This window comes from Arcanobacterium pinnipediorum (genome assembly GCF_023973165.1).
GTDB lineage: Bacteria > Actinomycetota > Actinomycetes > Actinomycetales > Actinomycetaceae > Arcanobacterium > Arcanobacterium pinnipediorum.
The window spans coordinates 211644-226727 of sequence record NZ_CP099547.1 but is presented as its reverse complement, the minus strand read 5'-3'; the positions used below and the strand labels follow the sequence as shown (position 1 = coordinate 226727).

Sequence of the window (15084 nt, the reverse complement as noted above, 5' to 3'; positions counted from 1 at the left end):
CACATGGAGGGTAGAAAATTACGGCGGTAAGGTCTATAGTTCTAATCAAGACACCGGGTCGTGAAAGCCCCGGGCTCCAAAAATTTGCCGCTACGAGCGGCCTTCGCGCCGACAGGCGCTCTCGGATCCGGTGTCCTAACTTTCCTAATTAGGGAGCTGTAGCCATTGGCTACAGCTCCCGTTTATGTCTACCCTGATGATTCCAAGCTTATTGGTGGCTTTGGCCAATAAGCCAGATTGGGCTATAGGCAGGCTTATAGGCAAGATGGTGGTGTTTTCGCAGCTACTCTCGCTGATCTTCTCGCCACCAAAACTCTGAGCCTGGCCCCATCGGCTCACCAAACATCAGAGGGAATAGAACCCGGCAACTGAGCCTGATCTGCACGGAACACCGGGGAATTTCCCTCAGCTATCTGCTTTTCGTAATCACCTAGCAACGCAATAACCCACGGAGCTAAGCCGATAATCGCTATGAGATTAAGAATCGTGACGGCGAACATCGCCAAATCCATCACTGCCCACACGAACGTCAACGCCATCACCGATCCCATAAAACTCGAAGCTATCAAGACCGCCCGAGAAGTAAGCTCTAGAACACGAGATTTTTTCAAGAACACCAAGTTCGCCTCGCCGTATGCGTAGGCTCCCAGAAGTGAAGAAAACCCAAAGAAGAAAATCATCACCGAAACCGGCCATATCATCCACGATCCAAGCGTTGAGGTGATCGCATCGGTCGTAATATGGGCAGCATCATCGGGCGTGACGCTGGAGTAATCCAACGCGCCGGTCGTTGAGATGATAAAACCGGTTGCAGTGCAGATAAAGATCGTATCTAGGAAAACGCCAAATGCCTGGATAAGGCCTTGTTGGACGGGATGGTTGACAGTGGCTGTTGCAGCGGCGTTGGGCGAGGTTCCCATACCGGCTTCGTTGGAGAACAATCCACGGCGGGTGCCGTTGAGCAGAGCTGCTACGAACCCGGAACCTGTTCCGACAAAAGCCTCGCGTAGCCCGAAAGCAGAAGAAAATACGTCGATAAAGAACTGCGGGATAGCAGTGATGTTCACGATGATGATAACCGCGGCGATGCCCAGGTAAAACAGGGCCATCAGTGGTGAAATAACTTCAGTTGCTCGAGCTACTCGACGCACTCCGCCAAAGAGCACCAACGCGGTGAGCCCAGCGATAACGACTCCAATAATGGCTGGGTCAATACCGTGGGCACCAGCAACAACCTTAGCTATCGTATTGGCTTGAACCATCGGCATGGCAATGAACATACAAAACACCATTGCGGAGGCGAAAACAATTGCTAATCGTGGCGACTTCACCCCATCCATAATGTAGGATGCCGGACCGCCACGGAAGGTACCATCGCGGTGGCGGAATTTAAAGATTTGCGCCAAAGTTGCCTCAGCAAACGCTGTTGACATGCCAACAATGGCCACAATCCACATCCAGAAAAGCGAACCTGGACCGCCAAGGATCATAGCAAGTGCGATCCCAGTGATGTTGCCGATTCCGATGCGAGTAGACATTCCGATAGCGAATGCCTGGAAGGAAGAAATCCCGCCGCGCGATCCGTGGCGTGACTGCGTTAGATATGTGACCATGCCAGTGAAATGACGCAGCTGGACTGCGCGGGTGCGAATGCTTAAGAAGATGCCGGTGCCAACTAGAGCTAGGATCATCACCCAGGTGTAGAGCCAATCGTTAAGCCCATTCAACCAAGCAGTAACGCCTAGTATCGCATCGTAGATAGCCATCGTCTACACCTCTTTCCACTAAAAGTAATGTTAAAAAACGTTCCCATACTATCGCGTCCGTGAAAATATCTCTGCGTACTTGGACACACTAAAACCCCGAGTTTCCGCGGAAAGAACCCGAATGAGGCGGTATTTGCGTGACAAACGACCCTGTGATCTATACAACTTGGGCACCTCAAATTATCGGTTTAGCAAGCGCACCAACCCATCAGCAACGTAAGGTGAAAACGACAAGTATTCACTGAGTGTTCTGAGGGCATTGTGAGTCTAAGTAAATTCGCACCGGGTAAAGCCGTGCTAGAAATGTTTGCAAAGCAAGCTAACCACATCGTATCTGCCGCACAGATACTTCAACAGATGGGTAGCGCCGATCGTGAGGCTCGTAAGGAGCTGAACAAAAAACTCCACGAAGTAGAAAACCTTGCTGATGATGGCACCCATGACGTGCTACAGAAGGTTGCACACAGTTTCGTACTCCCCTATGACCGTGACGATGTTTACGGACTTGTATCAACTGTTGACGATATCGTCGATCTTATTGATGAAGCCGGCGACAACATGGTTTTGTACCGAGTCGATGAACTTCCGGAAAAGGCGCTCGAACTTATCACTATCATCACTAAGTGTGCTGAAGTGACCAATGAGGCAATGAAACTTATCGCTTCGATGGGTGAACACACCAAGAAATTCTGGTTGGAGATTAACCAGCTGGAAAACCAAGGTGACATCATCTATCGCAAGCTGATGCGTGAGATTTTTGCCGACGACGACGCTAACGCGATGGAAGTTTTGAAGATCAAGTTTGTTGTTGATGCGCTCGAAGCAGCTATCGACAGCTTTGAAACCCTCGCCGTCTCCATTGAAGGAATTGCGATCAAGGAGTCCTGATGGTTGATTCTATATTCCTCATCGTGGGACTGGTGATTTTGATTGCGTTCGCATTCGATTTTACGAATGGTTTCCACGACGCAGCGAACGCGATCGCTACATCAGTGGCTACCCGTGCTCTTGCACCGCGTACGGCTTTGATCATGGCTGCGGTCATGAACTTCGTTGGAGCGTTGCTGGGTACTGGAGTTGCAGAAACTATCGGTTCTGGAATCGTCGATATTGAAGGCGTAGAGAACCAGATGGTGGCACTGTTTGTTGTGCTTTCTGGGCTTGTTGGTGCAGTGATTTGGAATCTCATTACCTGGCGTCTTGGTCTACCTTCTTCATCCTCGCACGCTTTAATTGGCGGTTTGGCAGGAGCTGGTGTAGCTGCTTCCATCACAGTCCAGTGGAGCGTGATTGGTGAAAAAGTTGTTCTTCCAATGTTTATTTCACCGGTCGTGGGCTTCGTTTTAGCCTACGGCGTGATGACGTTGGTTATCCGCATTTTTGCTAATTTTGCTTACCGTCCGACAATGCGTCGGTTCCGTTATGCGCAAACTGCTTCAGCAGCAGCGATGGCACTCGGTCACGGTTTGCAAGATGCGCAAAAGACGATGGGAGTCGTCGTCCTAGCACTTGTTGCAGGCGGATTCCACGAAGGGCACGCAGTTCCACTGTGGGTCAAACTCGGCGCTGCCGGCGCGATTTCACTTGGAACATATTCCGGCGGATGGCGAATTATGAAAACGCTGGGTTCGAAGATTATTGATCTTGATCCATCCCAAGGCTTTGTGGCCGAATCGGTTGCCTCGGCAGTTTTGTACACTACTGCCTTTGCCTACCACGCTCCAATTTCGACGACGCACACTATTACCTCAGCCATTATGGGTGCCGGAGCCACGCGTCGCCTATCAGCAGTTCGTTGGTCAGTGACGAAGTCGATTGTGGGCGCATGGTTCTTAACAATGCCCGCGGCCGCAATCGTAGCAGCTGCCTTCTATGGCGCTTTCCACTTCATCTTTATCTGAGTTAACCAACGTTCATCGCTAACAACGCCTGTGGGCCGGTTTATTTAAACCGGCCCACAGTTATGCTTTAACCATTCTGGTATGCTTTAACCGCTCTGGATAGCTAAACGTTTCGCCTTAAGTCCACTACACATCCACCTAAATGCTACGCACCTTAATCTCGCCTTACCCTATCGACTCTGGCGCATAATTTTTTCGCCAGCGTCATAAAATTCCTGGGCAGTGCGTTCCATTGCGGTAGATCGGCGTGTCACATCGGTTGCAAGTGGATGTTCGTCGTCGTCAATCCACACCGGTTCAACCCGTGACAAGTGGTGAGTCAATCGTGCCGACTGGCGAACGACGTCGAGGAAATCACCGGCGAAATCACCAGCAAAAACCTCATCCCATAGGGCTTTGACCTCACGCGGGCTTAGGACTCCAGCGCCATCAATTCCGGCAGATCGCAACGCCTCGATGCGCAACGTAACCTCATCAGGGAAGCGCCGAATCCATTCCCGCAGAAGATATCCGCGCCACAAAACACCCGGTAGTGAGGTTTCAGGGGTATCCACCCATGATTCAGCAATGAGATCAATGCCCTGTTCAGCAATAACTGCTCTGATACGGAGCTGAGTCTGCTCATCTACCCCATCATCTAGGGGCACTAAGGCTTGGGCAGTTGCATGCGCCAATTCCAAGCGCGCTTCGATATTGACGTCACCATCAATAAGCTCAAGTTGTTCTGGACGCAGTTGTGCGGGGCGACGAAATGGTGTGTTCATAGCTTTTGCCTTTCAACTCTAGTTGTTGTCCATCATACCCACAGCGAGCGCGTAACGTAACTTAACTCACACCACATTTTCTGTGTGGAGCCGGCCCGCTCAGCCATCTTGTTTTGAAATCCACGCCACTTTTCTCAACTTTTACTCCGCTACGGTTCCAAGCTATACTAGAACAAGTCTCGTCACGATACGTGCAGAGATAACGCTTGTTATTCAAGCGTGGGCCTCTAGCTCAATTGGTCAGAGCTGCGGACTTTTAATCCGTAGGTTGTGGGTTCGAGTCCCACGGGGCCTACCGCACATCGCTGGTTATCCACATCGGATAACCAGCGATTTTTATCTCACCAGCTCACCACCAGATCCGCCACCAGTCCACAATGGTCTGAAATCGCGGTATCCAAAACAAAGCTAGACTCCGCACTCATGCGATAGCCAAGCATGTGGTCAATCTGCCATAGCGGATCGCGATGCGGATAGGTCTTACCTGCAGCCAACACTCTACCCGGCACCGATTCATCTGCTGAAATATCGGCTACGGCTTGCGCTATATTTTCAGGGCGCATATTCATATCACCGGTGAGCAGCATCGGAGTTGTTGCGGCAAGCCCCCACGCCCGCGCAGCTACAGCCAAACCCTTCGCCGCAATCTGAAACTGGCGTGGCGCAGCGACTTGGTCAATATCCAGATGCGTGGTCCCCACCAGTAAAGGACCAGAGGGTGTTTGGAGCAAGCCAAACAGCGCTACCCGCGGTTCTGGCCAACGCACCGCAACCGAACCGTCGTCGCGACGATAAACCGGTTTCACTATCGGCGGTAGCCGTAAATAACGTGCTGCTCGAATCGGGAACCTACTCACAATCCCAACTCCGTAACCAAAAGCTGAAGGAGCATAGACATGGTGCATCGCAAGTCGATGCCCCAACGTCGCCACATGCCCTAGATGCTGCGAGCCAGGCCGAAGCAACCGGGCCCGCGCCGGCCCATCGGCTTCTTGCACAGTAAAGACATCAAGCCCTATCTGCCCAATACGAGCTACCGCGCGCTCAAATTCGGCTGCGCCATTCGCTGTGCCACCAGGGACCACCCGAGCTGGTCGACCGTGCTCGAGGTTGAGGGTGGCACAGCGAATAGTCATCAGTTCTGCTCTTCGCCCGGAACGAAACGCAACGCTACGGAGTTCATGCAATAGCGCAAACCGGTTGGCGTTTCTGGAGAATCGTTAAAGACGTGGCCTAAGTGCGATCCACAGTTAGCACACCGCACCTCGGTACGGATGCGCGGAGCCAGCGAACGATCTTCAATGTAGACCACAGCGCCTTTTTCGTCTGGATCATAAAATGATGGCCACCCACAGTGGGACTCGAACTTAGTTTCGGAGGAGAAAAGCTCTGCGTCGCAGGCTTTACAGTGATACATTCCAGCTCGGTCTTCGTAAAGCAATTCACCGGTACCGGGGCGTTCTGTTCCAGCTTCGCGCAGCACGAAAAATTCCATATCTGACAACAAGTTTCGCCATTCTTCGGGCGACTTGTTGAGCTTGTAGTCAATGTTCTCAGTTTGTTCTGGAGTCTTATCGACGTAACCCATAATTATTCTTCTCCTTGATCTGCGTCGCCGCGAACGGCGTCGTCATATTTTGCCATATTAGCAGTCTGTTCAATTTTGCGATTTCGCTCTTCGTAAGCCTCATCACCTGGGCCCGAGTATTGCTCTGCGCGCCGATCTGCCTCTTCTGAACCGTGGAATAGTGCCGATTGATAGGCAAGTGGTTGTTCGTCTTCTTCGCTCATAGGAACGACGAGGATCTCTTCCGAATCAGTTCCGATCCGGAATTCGTCGTCGTGAACGCGCTGTGCCACCGGGGTGCGTGCAATTTTTTCTAATTCTTCGGGCGAAATAATGGTGGTCGAAGCAGTATCGGTAACAGCCTTGTTAGGTTTATACGCTGGTGCACTGGAAGCCAATCGGCTATCGACGTGCTGGCGGGTAGCTTCACTGACTTGGTCAAAGTCCGGGGCCGGGTCAACAACCCGGCGGTAGTGAGGTATGGCTTGCGGAGCTTCGTTTTGGATCCATTCAACCATCGCCTCGCGTAGGTAGTGTTTGAGGTCGATCAAGGCACCCGCATTTGGCCCAGAGACGATAGCGCGCATCGTGATGATGCCGTCGGTGGCTTGGGAAACTTGGAGTACTCCGGTGCGTCCGTCCCATAGATCAGTCGAACGCAGTAAATGATGTAGCTGTTTGCGTGCTAGTTTGACTGGGATCGTCCAATCCACATGCCATTCTACGGTCCCTAGCATCTCCGGCGATCTGCGGGTCCAGTTTTCAAATGGTTCGCCAGTCATCTTTGATGATGGAACCATGATTCGGCGCCCGTCCCACACTGCCAGGACGACGTAAGTCAAGGTAATTTCTTCGACCGTAGTCATCTCACCGTTGAATACGACAATGTCTCCTACGCGCATCGAATCGGAAAAAGCTAGCTGGACTCCGGCGAAAACATCGCCGAGGACCGATTGCGCTGCTAGGCCTGCTATGACCGAAAGGAGGCCGGCAGAGGCTAAGAGGGACGTGCCGGCGGTACGCGCTGCCGGGAAGGTTAAGAGCACGGCGCCAAAGGCGAGAACCCAAATGACTGCCGATACCACGCGGTGGATGACTTGGACTTGGGTTTCGATTCGACTCGCTCGTTCTTCCGAGGAGACTTCCATTCGTAAATAAATGGATTTAACGAGGCCGTTAACAAAGGCTACGATGAGCGCTGCTGCGAGCACGATGAATAAAATTATCAAGCCGTGGTTGAGCCAATCTAACCAACCCGGTGCGTGGTCGTCTTCGATTTTGTCTTTGACTGTGAGGAATCCGATCCAGCCGCCGAGGGTTGCCAAGAGCATGCCGGTGGGGCGGCGAATCGCGTGATGGACAGGTTGATAATACTTATACCAGCGGCCAAACACATGGCTAACGGACATGATGATGACGGTGATGAGCAGGCCGATCACCACCCCAAGAAGTGCGCCGGCTACAAAGCCGAGGATGTCGACTGTTGCCTCCACCACCGTTTCTGTGTTTTCAGAGCCTGGGACTGTGCCTGTGTTATCGACGCTTTGTATGAGTGTTTGAGAAAAAACCGAAACTGCCATGTCTTTACCCTATGCTACAACTGGCTAAATACCGGAGAAAAACAGGCTTTGAGCGAACAGTGACGGGTAACACAGTGGATTCATTTTGCATTATTGGGGTAAATATCGCTAAGCTATAGGAGTTCGCGACGCGGAAGTGTTGAGAACACAGAAGCCTTCGGGTTTCGCCCCCATCGTCTAGCGGCCCAGGACCCCGCCCTTTCACGGCGGTAGCACCGGTTCGAATCCGGTTGGGGGTACTAGCTTCCTTAGGGAAGTGAGATATCGAGAGATATCGGCCGTAAGGCCCTGTAGCGCAGTTGGTTAGCGCGCCGCCCTGTCACGGCGGAGGTCGCGGGTTCAAGTCCCGTCAGGGTCGCCAAGAAAATCCCGGGAAACCGGGTGTTTTCTTATCTTGGCTCTGTAGCTCAGTTGGTAGAGCGTTCGACTGAAAATCGAAAGGTCACCGGATCGACGCCGGTCGGAGCCACCACTTCCCCGAGATACCGTTGGTATCTCGGGGTTGTTTTTATTTGCAGTCAAGGAACAACCCCTTATGTACGGCTTAGACTTATAAGCGGCTCTTCGCGTTTTAGCGGGGTGAAACGTTGTTACTCGGTGGGTTTACTGGCCTAGTATCAGGTGCTGGTGTAGTGATTTTAAAGTTAGCAGCTGTGTTTTCGTTGGCGTTAATGTGGTGGTGATGAGATTTTTAGTGGCCCGGAATAACTATATAAAAGTAAGCAACATACATTGTCTTTGTTAACCCGTTGGTGTTAGTGCGAGCAACACTCGATGATAGAAAATGCCTTGTGATCTTCTCACTGGTAAACAGGTTACACGAAGATATTATGCAGCAGTCTCCAGTTAGGTTTACCGGCATACAGTAATGCACGAATGCGATAGTTGTTGAAATTCGTGAACCCAAATCCGATACGTTTAATACGTTTGATGAGATTGTTTAACGCCTCGGTGATGGAATTAGAAAGATGCGTTTGATGATACGCCAAGATTTGAAGCTGCCATCGTTGTAGCGTGCGTCCTAGCTGCTGAATTTCTGGGGGCATAGCCACATCCAGGCATGTTTGTATCAATTCTGCAAGCATGGTGGTCGCAACACCAAGATCTGTTTGCTGATAAAACTCTCGTAAGCGTTCTTTTATCCGATACGCAATCGCTACTTCAGCGTGAGGATCTCCTAACACAAGCATGCTTTCTAGACGCTGGACCATTGCTGGCAGTAGTTTTTCACTACCATATGTCAGTAAACGCCGAATCTTGTATAAAGGATCTTTTTTATGCCCACGGTGTCCCAAGGTCTGATTTTGTACGCGTCTACGTACAGTATCTAACACACGATTGGCTAACGTAATCACATGGAAATGATCAGCTATTTGAGTTGCCTGGGGTAATACCACGTTATACACAGCACGGTATGTTGGGCTCATGTCTAAAGTGGCATAGCGGATTCGTGCTTTCCAAGCGTTGGGCTGGTCTTTTAAATAGCGGGCTACGTCTATGTAGTTACAGCTTGGGATAATATCAATGATTTGATGATGCTCGACGTCACATACCGTAGTGACATAACTTGTGCGGTGTCCTTGTATGCGAACGAAACTTGTTTCATCAAGCCCGATTGCGTGAGTCTTGTTTAAACGCTTACGGTCTGCTTGTAGTAACACTTGACCATACATAGTTACTGCATCATTGACTGTGTGCCAAGAACAACCAAGTTCAGCTGCGACTTCGCTAATTGTTCGTCCCATGCCTACTTGCTGGGTCGCCCATTTAGCTGCCCTGGTAGTCATCTGGCAACGTTGAGCAGCAATACGTTTATCTTGACTTGTCCATGAACCAACATCACATGCAACGTTTGGACAATACCAGCGGTGCTTACGCCATAACAAGCTCATAGACCGACCATAGACAGGTAAATCTATATACCGTACTCTTGGCCTTTCTTTAACGCGTGCAAGACTTTCACAACGTGGGCATGTTGGTCTCTTAAGGACTTGTTCAATTTCGATTTCCTGTTGAGAGCCATGACGGTGATACGCCAAGACGCGAATATCTTTCAAACTCACAAGCCGAGCAAGAATTACGGTAGGATCATAAGCGGTGAAGGTACGTTCAAGTTTTTGATTCACACTCTAAGCATGAACTACCTTCACCACTTCTGCATCTCCACACCCCGCTAAAACGCGAAGAGCCTTATAAGCCAGACCGTGTTTTCTTGGGTTATAGGACAAAAGTTATTGATTTTGGGTTAGTAGTCGTTGCGGTAGGGTGTGTGGGTGTGGAGTTCGTTCCAGTCAAGGCCGTTGCCCCAGCGATGGTTGTTGTGGTCGGCTCGGTGTCGGGCTGCGGCTTGCTGGTAAGCGCGCATGATGTCCGTGTTGGTGGGCATGATACGCAGGATTTCGGCTGGGTTGGCAGGGTTCTCGGTGTGTAGGTAGCACCACCATGACACTGCACGGATCCGGTGATCGATACTCATACCCCGATGACGGCGCAGCAGTTCACGTAAAGGCGAGTTGATACCTCCCTCGATCTGGTTATTCATCGCTGGTAGAGAACCGATTATTTCTCCGTCATCGTAAAGATCGGGATTGAGAAACGTGAACAAATGGCCACTATCGACCAGCCTAGACAGACTATTGCCAGCCTTGACGAGCCGCTCGTGTTTATCGACTAGTTTTCCTTTCTCGTTACGGGTTTTCTCGGCCAGGAACCCAGCCCAACGGTGACGCCAAGCATAGAAGCTATCGATCCATGCGTGCGCGTGTGCGGGAGTTTTCACATGCAATAGATCAACACCGATCCGGTAGAGCTGTCTGCCACATTCAGTTCGTGAGCGTGTGGTCGTGTAGCGTTTGACCTGTTGATAGGCGTGGAACGTGCAGCGTTGGACACGCGTGGAGGGCCACAATCGTGCCCGAGCTGTTGTGAAACCTGTGCCCCCGTCAGCCACGACCATACCGGGTGGTGGGATTTTCGCGAGCAGGTCCAGCCAGGCTTGGGTCGATTCACGTCTGGCCACATGCCAGGCAATCACATATTCGGGGCTGCAGGCGATCAGAATGACAGCATCGCGGCCTAAATGGATACCATCAACATGGATCACGCGGTGGTCTTGCCCATCGGGTTCGCATATCGGCCAGATCTCCCACAACACAGCGCTCCTGCGTCGGAAGGTCCGGCCCTGTCCAGGAAGTTCTCGCTGCGTGGTTTTCCCAGTCAGAACGTCTAAGAACGCGCGCAAATCCCGCGAAGTGACGTCGTTATGCCAACGCGAGGTTACCTTGCATGAGCAGCAGATCCAGCGTTGGTGGCCGCATTTGTCTTTACCGTTTTTGACCATGCCTTCACCACAAGTAGGGCAGTGTTTCTTGTTCGATCTCATACCCACTAGTATGCAACCGACTTTCACCACAATTTTTCCCTGCTATCACGCGGATAACTGGCAACAAAATCAATAACTATTGTCCAACCAAAAACTCGAGTCGAAACGAGTTTCTTTCCAGAAAACCCCACCCTAGCAACGAAAAACAGCAAAACCATCAATAACAATTGTCCGCTAGCCCGTTTTCTTTCAGACTACTCTCCAGCTCTCAAGCCAGACCGTGTTTTCTTGGGCTATAGGACATTGAGTGTTGTTGTTGTGTTTGGTTTTCGTTGCTGTAGCGCGTGAAAGTGCGTGTTTTAGTTTGTTGGGGTCAACTAAGTGGTTGGACAAAATGTGTTGCTGGAAATCTGGTTTTTACTTGGTGTGTTGCCCGAAAGTTGGTGTTGAATTCGGTTTGGATTGAGGAATGAAATATCCTCGATGCAAAATGTGTGGCAATGTCATGATCAAACACGGTAAGACAAGTGGCGGCCGGCAGCGTTTCCGGTGTAAGCCCTGTTCGTCTACCCAGACTCTGGGTTTTTGGCGTTTAATCTAGATCCTCATTTCTGTTCCGTGGGCGGACTCCCCTTTGAGTGGAACACAACCTACTTTGGGTCGAACGCAACTTACTTGCTATGCCTCCTTTCTCTTCTCTTCCCTTTTCACCTCTGGTCGTCTCATCCAAACAGCAGGTTATCCGAGCTACCACCCCATAGACATTGTTTCTTCTGCCACCACGCCCACGCCAGCCAACCAAACCCGGTTTTATTCTGAAATGTCGGGTTTTCAAGGACGGTGATGAGGTTTGCCTGTTACAAAACCGGGGTATATGGGGCGATGCCCCCGTATATGAGGACATCGCCCCATATACCCCGGTTTCGGCACAACTTCTTGTCTTATCACGGCTGGAAACAGACTGGATAACAGTTGCGATGGGTTTAGTAAGAGTGTCAACCAGTAGACAAAGGTGAATAGATGGGATGAAACGGACTATATTTACCGTCTGAACAACACCACAACCACAACCACCTCCGTGATTATAGGCACAGATGATAACCGAGTTGGCGTTTGTGGCATTTTCTCCCCTACACTTTTGGAAGAGCATTCTTATCGCGCTTGTTGATCTCCAACGATCAGCCGTGATGATCGTTCTATCCCACATACGTGTGGATTTATCAGGCCCTGTAGCGCAGTTGGTTAGCGCGCCGCCCTGTCACGGCGGAGGTCGCGGGTTCAAGTCCCGTCAGGGTCGCACCTATTCTCCTGTTCATGCGGTTTCGTTACTGCACGGGCAGGAGATTTTCATATCTCGTTATCCGATCCCCACTCCACCTCAAAAAGATCGGTACACTGGTGGCATGCGTTTTCGTACTCGACATCGATTTACCCCTCGGCACGGACAAGGCCGGGCCCCACTAACAGCCCCTCGCAAAGTCCGCCTATCCACCGTGCACCCCGACGTCGAGCAAACACCTAGCAATCAGACCCAAACTGTACAACCCTCTGAAACTCAACCCACACCCAGCGAAAATCAACCGCGCGTATCAGCTGCCCGTTCGTCGTTCATTATGTTCTTAGGAACTTTAGTTTCGCGAGCTCTGGGAATGATTCGCTCCCCTATTTTGCTTGGCGCTGTGGTGGGTGTTTCAACTCCGGTGGCCAACTCATTCGACATCGCAAACAACGTACCCAATTTGCTCTACGGCATCATCGCCGGTGGATTGGTCAACGCCGTCTTAGTTCCTGCCATCGTGCGCGCAACTGAAAAGTCACGTGCCGAAGGCGCTGTTTTCATCAATAAACTGCTCACGTTTTCTTTCCTAACTCTGGGCCTACTCACGGTCGTTATCACCCTGGCCGCACCGATCATCGTCAATCTTTACGCCTCAACGATGTCAGAGGAATGGTATCGGCTAACGGTTATCTTCGCATACTGGTGTTTGCCGCAGATTTTCTTCTACGGCTTGTATGCTGTGCTTGGCCAGATCCTCAACGCCTACGAAAAATTTGGTCCGTATATGTGGTCACCTGCCTTGAACAATATTGTTGCAATCGGCGGGTTGATTCTTATGCTAACCATGTTCGGCGCCGAAGATTCAACCGCGCCCTCATCCGCGATTGCTTGGGCCGGGGCGCCAACGATGATCCTTGGTGGTGTTTCGACGCTGGGAATCGCTGTCCAAGCTGTAATCTTGTTCTGGCCGTTGCGTCGCCTCGGGATTCGCTATCGGCCTGATTTCCAGTGGCGTAATTCTGGGCTTGGAGCGGTAGGACGGGCCGGGAGTTGGGTGCTGGCTTTGATGCTCACCGGCATGATACCGATCATGATCTTGCTCAATATTGCTGCGGGCGCTACGCAACGCGCTATCGACGCCGGGATGGACACTACCGGGGTTGCCGGTAACTTCATGTACACCATCGCATTTGCTTTGTATTCTTTACCTACATCGTTGGTGACAATTTCGATTATTACCGCGGTATTTCCGCGGATGTCTCGGGCAGCAGCACGCGATGATTCTGCCTCGGTGCGCGCTGATATCTCGGTTACGATTCGCACCGTGGGTGCATTCAACATTTTGGCCAGTGCGTTGATTTTCGTCCTTGCGGTTCCGGTGGCTAAGGTCGTCACTCCAACCTCGACTCCTGCCGAAGCGTGGTCTTTGGCCTGGGTATTGAGCGCTCTAACTTTGGGCTTAGTTGCCGGCGCGGCCGATTCAGTGTTGATAAAGGTCTTTTATGCGTATGAAGATACCCGTACGGCGTTCTTTTCTGTACTTCCGTTACATATCATCACTCCGATTTTCTACGTTACGACGGCGTTTTGGCCACCGCAGTGGACCGTTATTGGGCTCTGTCTTTTCTCTTCTCTCGAAAACGTGATCTATCTTGTGATTCACGTGTGGATTTTACGACGACGGTTAGGCGGTATCGATGGCCGCCGGATCGTGATGAGCCATTTGAAGCTCGGCGTGATCGGTGTTATCTCAGCCGGCTTAGGTTTTTTGGCGATGCTCGGGTTTGGTTACGACGACGTTGCACATAACTTCTTCTTATCCGTCATAGCGATCATTGTGGTTGGCTCGTTGATAACACTGGTTTTCGTGGTTCTCCTCTGGCGCTCAAAGTTGGCCGAGGGCGAGATATTGCTCCGCCCCGTACGTAAAATCGGCCGCACAGTCTCGGCTCGAATTTATCCTCGTTCATGAATTTTCTTGACAGTTTTCACGCGGGGGTCGCGCACGGACCAGATTTCGTGAAAGAATAGTATTATCATCGTCAAATGTCCATCGGCTAAATGAAGCCTGCAAAGGAGTAGTCCGTGACTACTGAACACAAAGATCAAGTAAAGCCACCTGCTGATCCGGCAACGACGCCTAAGAGTACACAGGGCTCCATTGGGGAGCTCGTGGCTAAGATTACCAGCCAGTTCTCTGCACTGGTGCGCGACGAAATTAAATACACAACACTCCAGGCTCAAACAAAGGTCAAGCGGCTCGGAGTTGGCGGTGTCTTGCTGGCAGTTGCAGGCATTTTTGCTCTGTACATGTTGGGTTTTATTTTCACAAGCATTGCGATGGCCTTCGCACTCATAGTCCCAGAGTGGGCTGGCTATCTTATTACGGCCGGCATTCTGCTTGTCATTATTTTGATACTTGCCTTGATTGGTAAGCGCTCACTAGATAAGGCTAAAAAAACTGAGATTGATCCCAAGAGCGGTCTAACAAAGAACGTTGACGCCATTAAGAAAGGTTTTGAGAAGTGAGCAATATTAATGAAGCAGCCCGTGCAGCTGCAAATGCTAAGCGGGCTACCGATTACGAAGCGCCTGCAGATGTTGAAGATCTTCGTTCTGCTAGTGAAATCCAAAAGGATATCGAGCGCGTGCGCGAAGAGCTAACTGCTACGGTCAACGAGTTGGCTGCCAAGCTTGATCCCGAGGTATTAAAAGAGGATCTCAAGGTAGCTGCTTTGGGTAAAGTTGATGAGGTTAAAGCAAAAGCTCAGTCATTTGCTCATGATGCTGCAGCCGGTGATATGAAAGCGATCGGCATCATTGCCGGAGTGGCGTTAGGCGTCGCAGCTCTTATTGTTCGCAAGATCATGAAGTAAAGCCTTATACGCCTGTTGGTTGCGGATTA

13 protein-coding genes and 5 tRNA genes are annotated in these 15084 nt (G+C 51.0%); 11 read left to right on the top strand and 7 right to left on the bottom strand.

Annotated elements, in window-relative coordinates; translation table 11 throughout:
- Positions 1 to 335: 335 nt before the first annotated feature.
- Positions 336 to 1766, bottom strand: a complete 1431-nt coding sequence (locus NG665_RS00965; protein ID WP_252673463.1) for an alanine/glycine:cation symporter family protein — start codon at positions 1764 to 1766, stop codon at positions 336 to 338.
- A gap of 303 nt (positions 1767 to 2069) precedes the next feature.
- Here NG665_RS00965 and NG665_RS00960 point away from each other — a divergent pair, with 303 nt between their 5' ends.
- Positions 2070 to 2654 (top strand): DUF47 domain-containing protein, encoded by a 585-nt coding sequence (locus NG665_RS00960; RefSeq protein ID WP_252674050.1) that lies wholly within the window; start codon positions 2070 to 2072, stop codon positions 2652 to 2654.
- Positions 2654 to 3667, top strand: a complete 1014-nt coding sequence (locus NG665_RS00955; protein WP_252673462.1) for an inorganic phosphate transporter — start codon at positions 2654 to 2656, stop codon at positions 3665 to 3667. The genes NG665_RS00960 and NG665_RS00955 overlap by 1 nt, the downstream gene beginning before the upstream one ends.
- Positions 3668 to 3837: 170 nt before the next feature.
- Here the strand turns inward: NG665_RS00955 and NG665_RS00950 are convergent, their stop codons facing one another.
- Positions 3838 to 4431, bottom strand: a complete 594-nt coding sequence (locus tag NG665_RS00950; protein ID WP_252673461.1) for a hypothetical protein — start codon at positions 4429 to 4431, stop codon at positions 3838 to 3840.
- Positions 4432 to 4652: 221 nt separating this feature from the next.
- Between NG665_RS00950 and NG665_RS00945 the strand changes: the two genes are divergently transcribed.
- A tRNA-Lys gene (locus tag NG665_RS00945) sits at positions 4653 to 4726 on the top strand.
- A gap of 46 nt (positions 4727 to 4772) precedes the next feature.
- Here the strand turns inward: NG665_RS00945 and NG665_RS00940 are convergent.
- From NG665_RS00940 to NG665_RS00930, 3 genes are read right to left on the bottom strand one after another with little or no spacing between them, the layout of a single operon-like run.
- Entirely contained in the window at positions 4773 to 5567 is a 795-nt protein-coding gene (locus NG665_RS00940) for an endonuclease/exonuclease/phosphatase family protein (protein WP_252673460.1), read from the bottom strand.
- Positions 5567 to 6019 carry a peptide-methionine (R)-S-oxide reductase MsrB gene (msrB, locus tag NG665_RS00935; protein WP_252673459.1) on the bottom strand — a complete coding sequence of 151 codons (453 nt, stop codon included), beginning with the start codon at positions 6017 to 6019 and terminating at the stop codon, positions 5567 to 5569. Before msrB ends, NG665_RS00940 begins: the two co-directional genes overlap by 1 nt.
- A gap of 2 nt (positions 6020 to 6021) precedes the next feature.
- Positions 6022 to 7578 carry a mechanosensitive ion channel family protein gene (locus NG665_RS00930; RefSeq protein WP_252673458.1) on the bottom strand — a complete coding sequence of 519 codons (1557 nt, stop codon included), beginning with the start codon at positions 7576 to 7578 and terminating at the stop codon, positions 6022 to 6024.
- A gap of 166 nt (positions 7579 to 7744) precedes the next feature.
- Between NG665_RS00930 and NG665_RS00925 the strand changes: the two genes are divergently transcribed.
- The 3 genes from NG665_RS00925 to NG665_RS00915 all read left to right on the top strand — a co-directional run bounded on the left by NG665_RS00925 (position 7745) and on the right by NG665_RS00915 (position 8050).
- A tRNA-Glu gene (locus NG665_RS00925) sits at positions 7745 to 7817 on the top strand.
- Positions 7818 to 7862: 45 nt separating this feature from the next.
- Positions 7863 to 7939: transfer RNA gene (locus NG665_RS00920), tRNA-Asp, on the top strand.
- A 35-nt stretch (positions 7940 to 7974) separates the two neighbouring features.
- Positions 7975 to 8050 (top strand) — tRNA-Phe (locus NG665_RS00915).
- Positions 8051 to 8393: 343 nt separating this feature from the next.
- On the opposite strand, the gene NG665_RS00910 is transcribed toward NG665_RS00915, so the two are convergent.
- Together NG665_RS00910 and NG665_RS00905 are read right to left on the bottom strand one after the other, a co-directional pair.
- On the bottom strand, positions 8394 to 9704 hold the full coding sequence (locus NG665_RS00910) for an ISL3 family transposase (protein WP_252672639.1): 1311 nt from the start codon (positions 9702 to 9704) through the stop codon (positions 8394 to 8396).
- Positions 9705 to 9823: 119 nt separating this feature from the next.
- Positions 9824 to 10918, bottom strand: coding sequence for an IS1249 family transposase (locus NG665_RS00905; RefSeq protein ID WP_252674049.1), 1095 nt, complete (start codon positions 10916 to 10918; stop codon positions 9824 to 9826).
- Positions 10919 to 11369: 451 nt separating this feature from the next.
- On the opposite strand from NG665_RS00905, the gene NG665_RS08780 reads away from it, so the two are divergent.
- The 5 genes from NG665_RS08780 (at position 11370) to NG665_RS00885 (ending at position 15055) form a co-directional block, all read left to right on the top strand.
- Positions 11370 to 11501 (top strand): IS1/IS1595 family N-terminal zinc-binding domain-containing protein, encoded by a 132-nt coding sequence (locus tag NG665_RS08780; protein WP_435366678.1) that lies wholly within the window; start codon positions 11370 to 11372, stop codon positions 11499 to 11501.
- A 622-nt stretch (positions 11502 to 12123) separates the two neighbouring features.
- A tRNA-Asp gene (locus tag NG665_RS00900) sits at positions 12124 to 12197 on the top strand.
- Between the two features lie 106 nt (positions 12198 to 12303).
- On the top strand, positions 12304 to 14151 hold the full coding sequence (murJ, locus tag NG665_RS00895; RefSeq protein WP_252673457.1) for a murein biosynthesis integral membrane protein MurJ: 1848 nt from the start codon (positions 12304 to 12306) through the stop codon (positions 14149 to 14151).
- Positions 14152 to 14264: 113 nt separating this feature from the next.
- Complete coding sequence (locus NG665_RS00890) at positions 14265 to 14708, top strand: phage holin family protein (protein WP_252673456.1); 444 nt, start codon at positions 14265 to 14267, stop codon at positions 14706 to 14708.
- Positions 14705 to 15055, top strand: a complete 351-nt coding sequence (locus NG665_RS00885; protein ID WP_252673455.1) for a DUF3618 domain-containing protein — start codon at positions 14705 to 14707, stop codon at positions 15053 to 15055. Before NG665_RS00890 ends, NG665_RS00885 begins: the two co-directional genes overlap by 4 nt.
- The last annotated feature ends 29 nt before the right edge of the window (positions 15056 to 15084 follow it).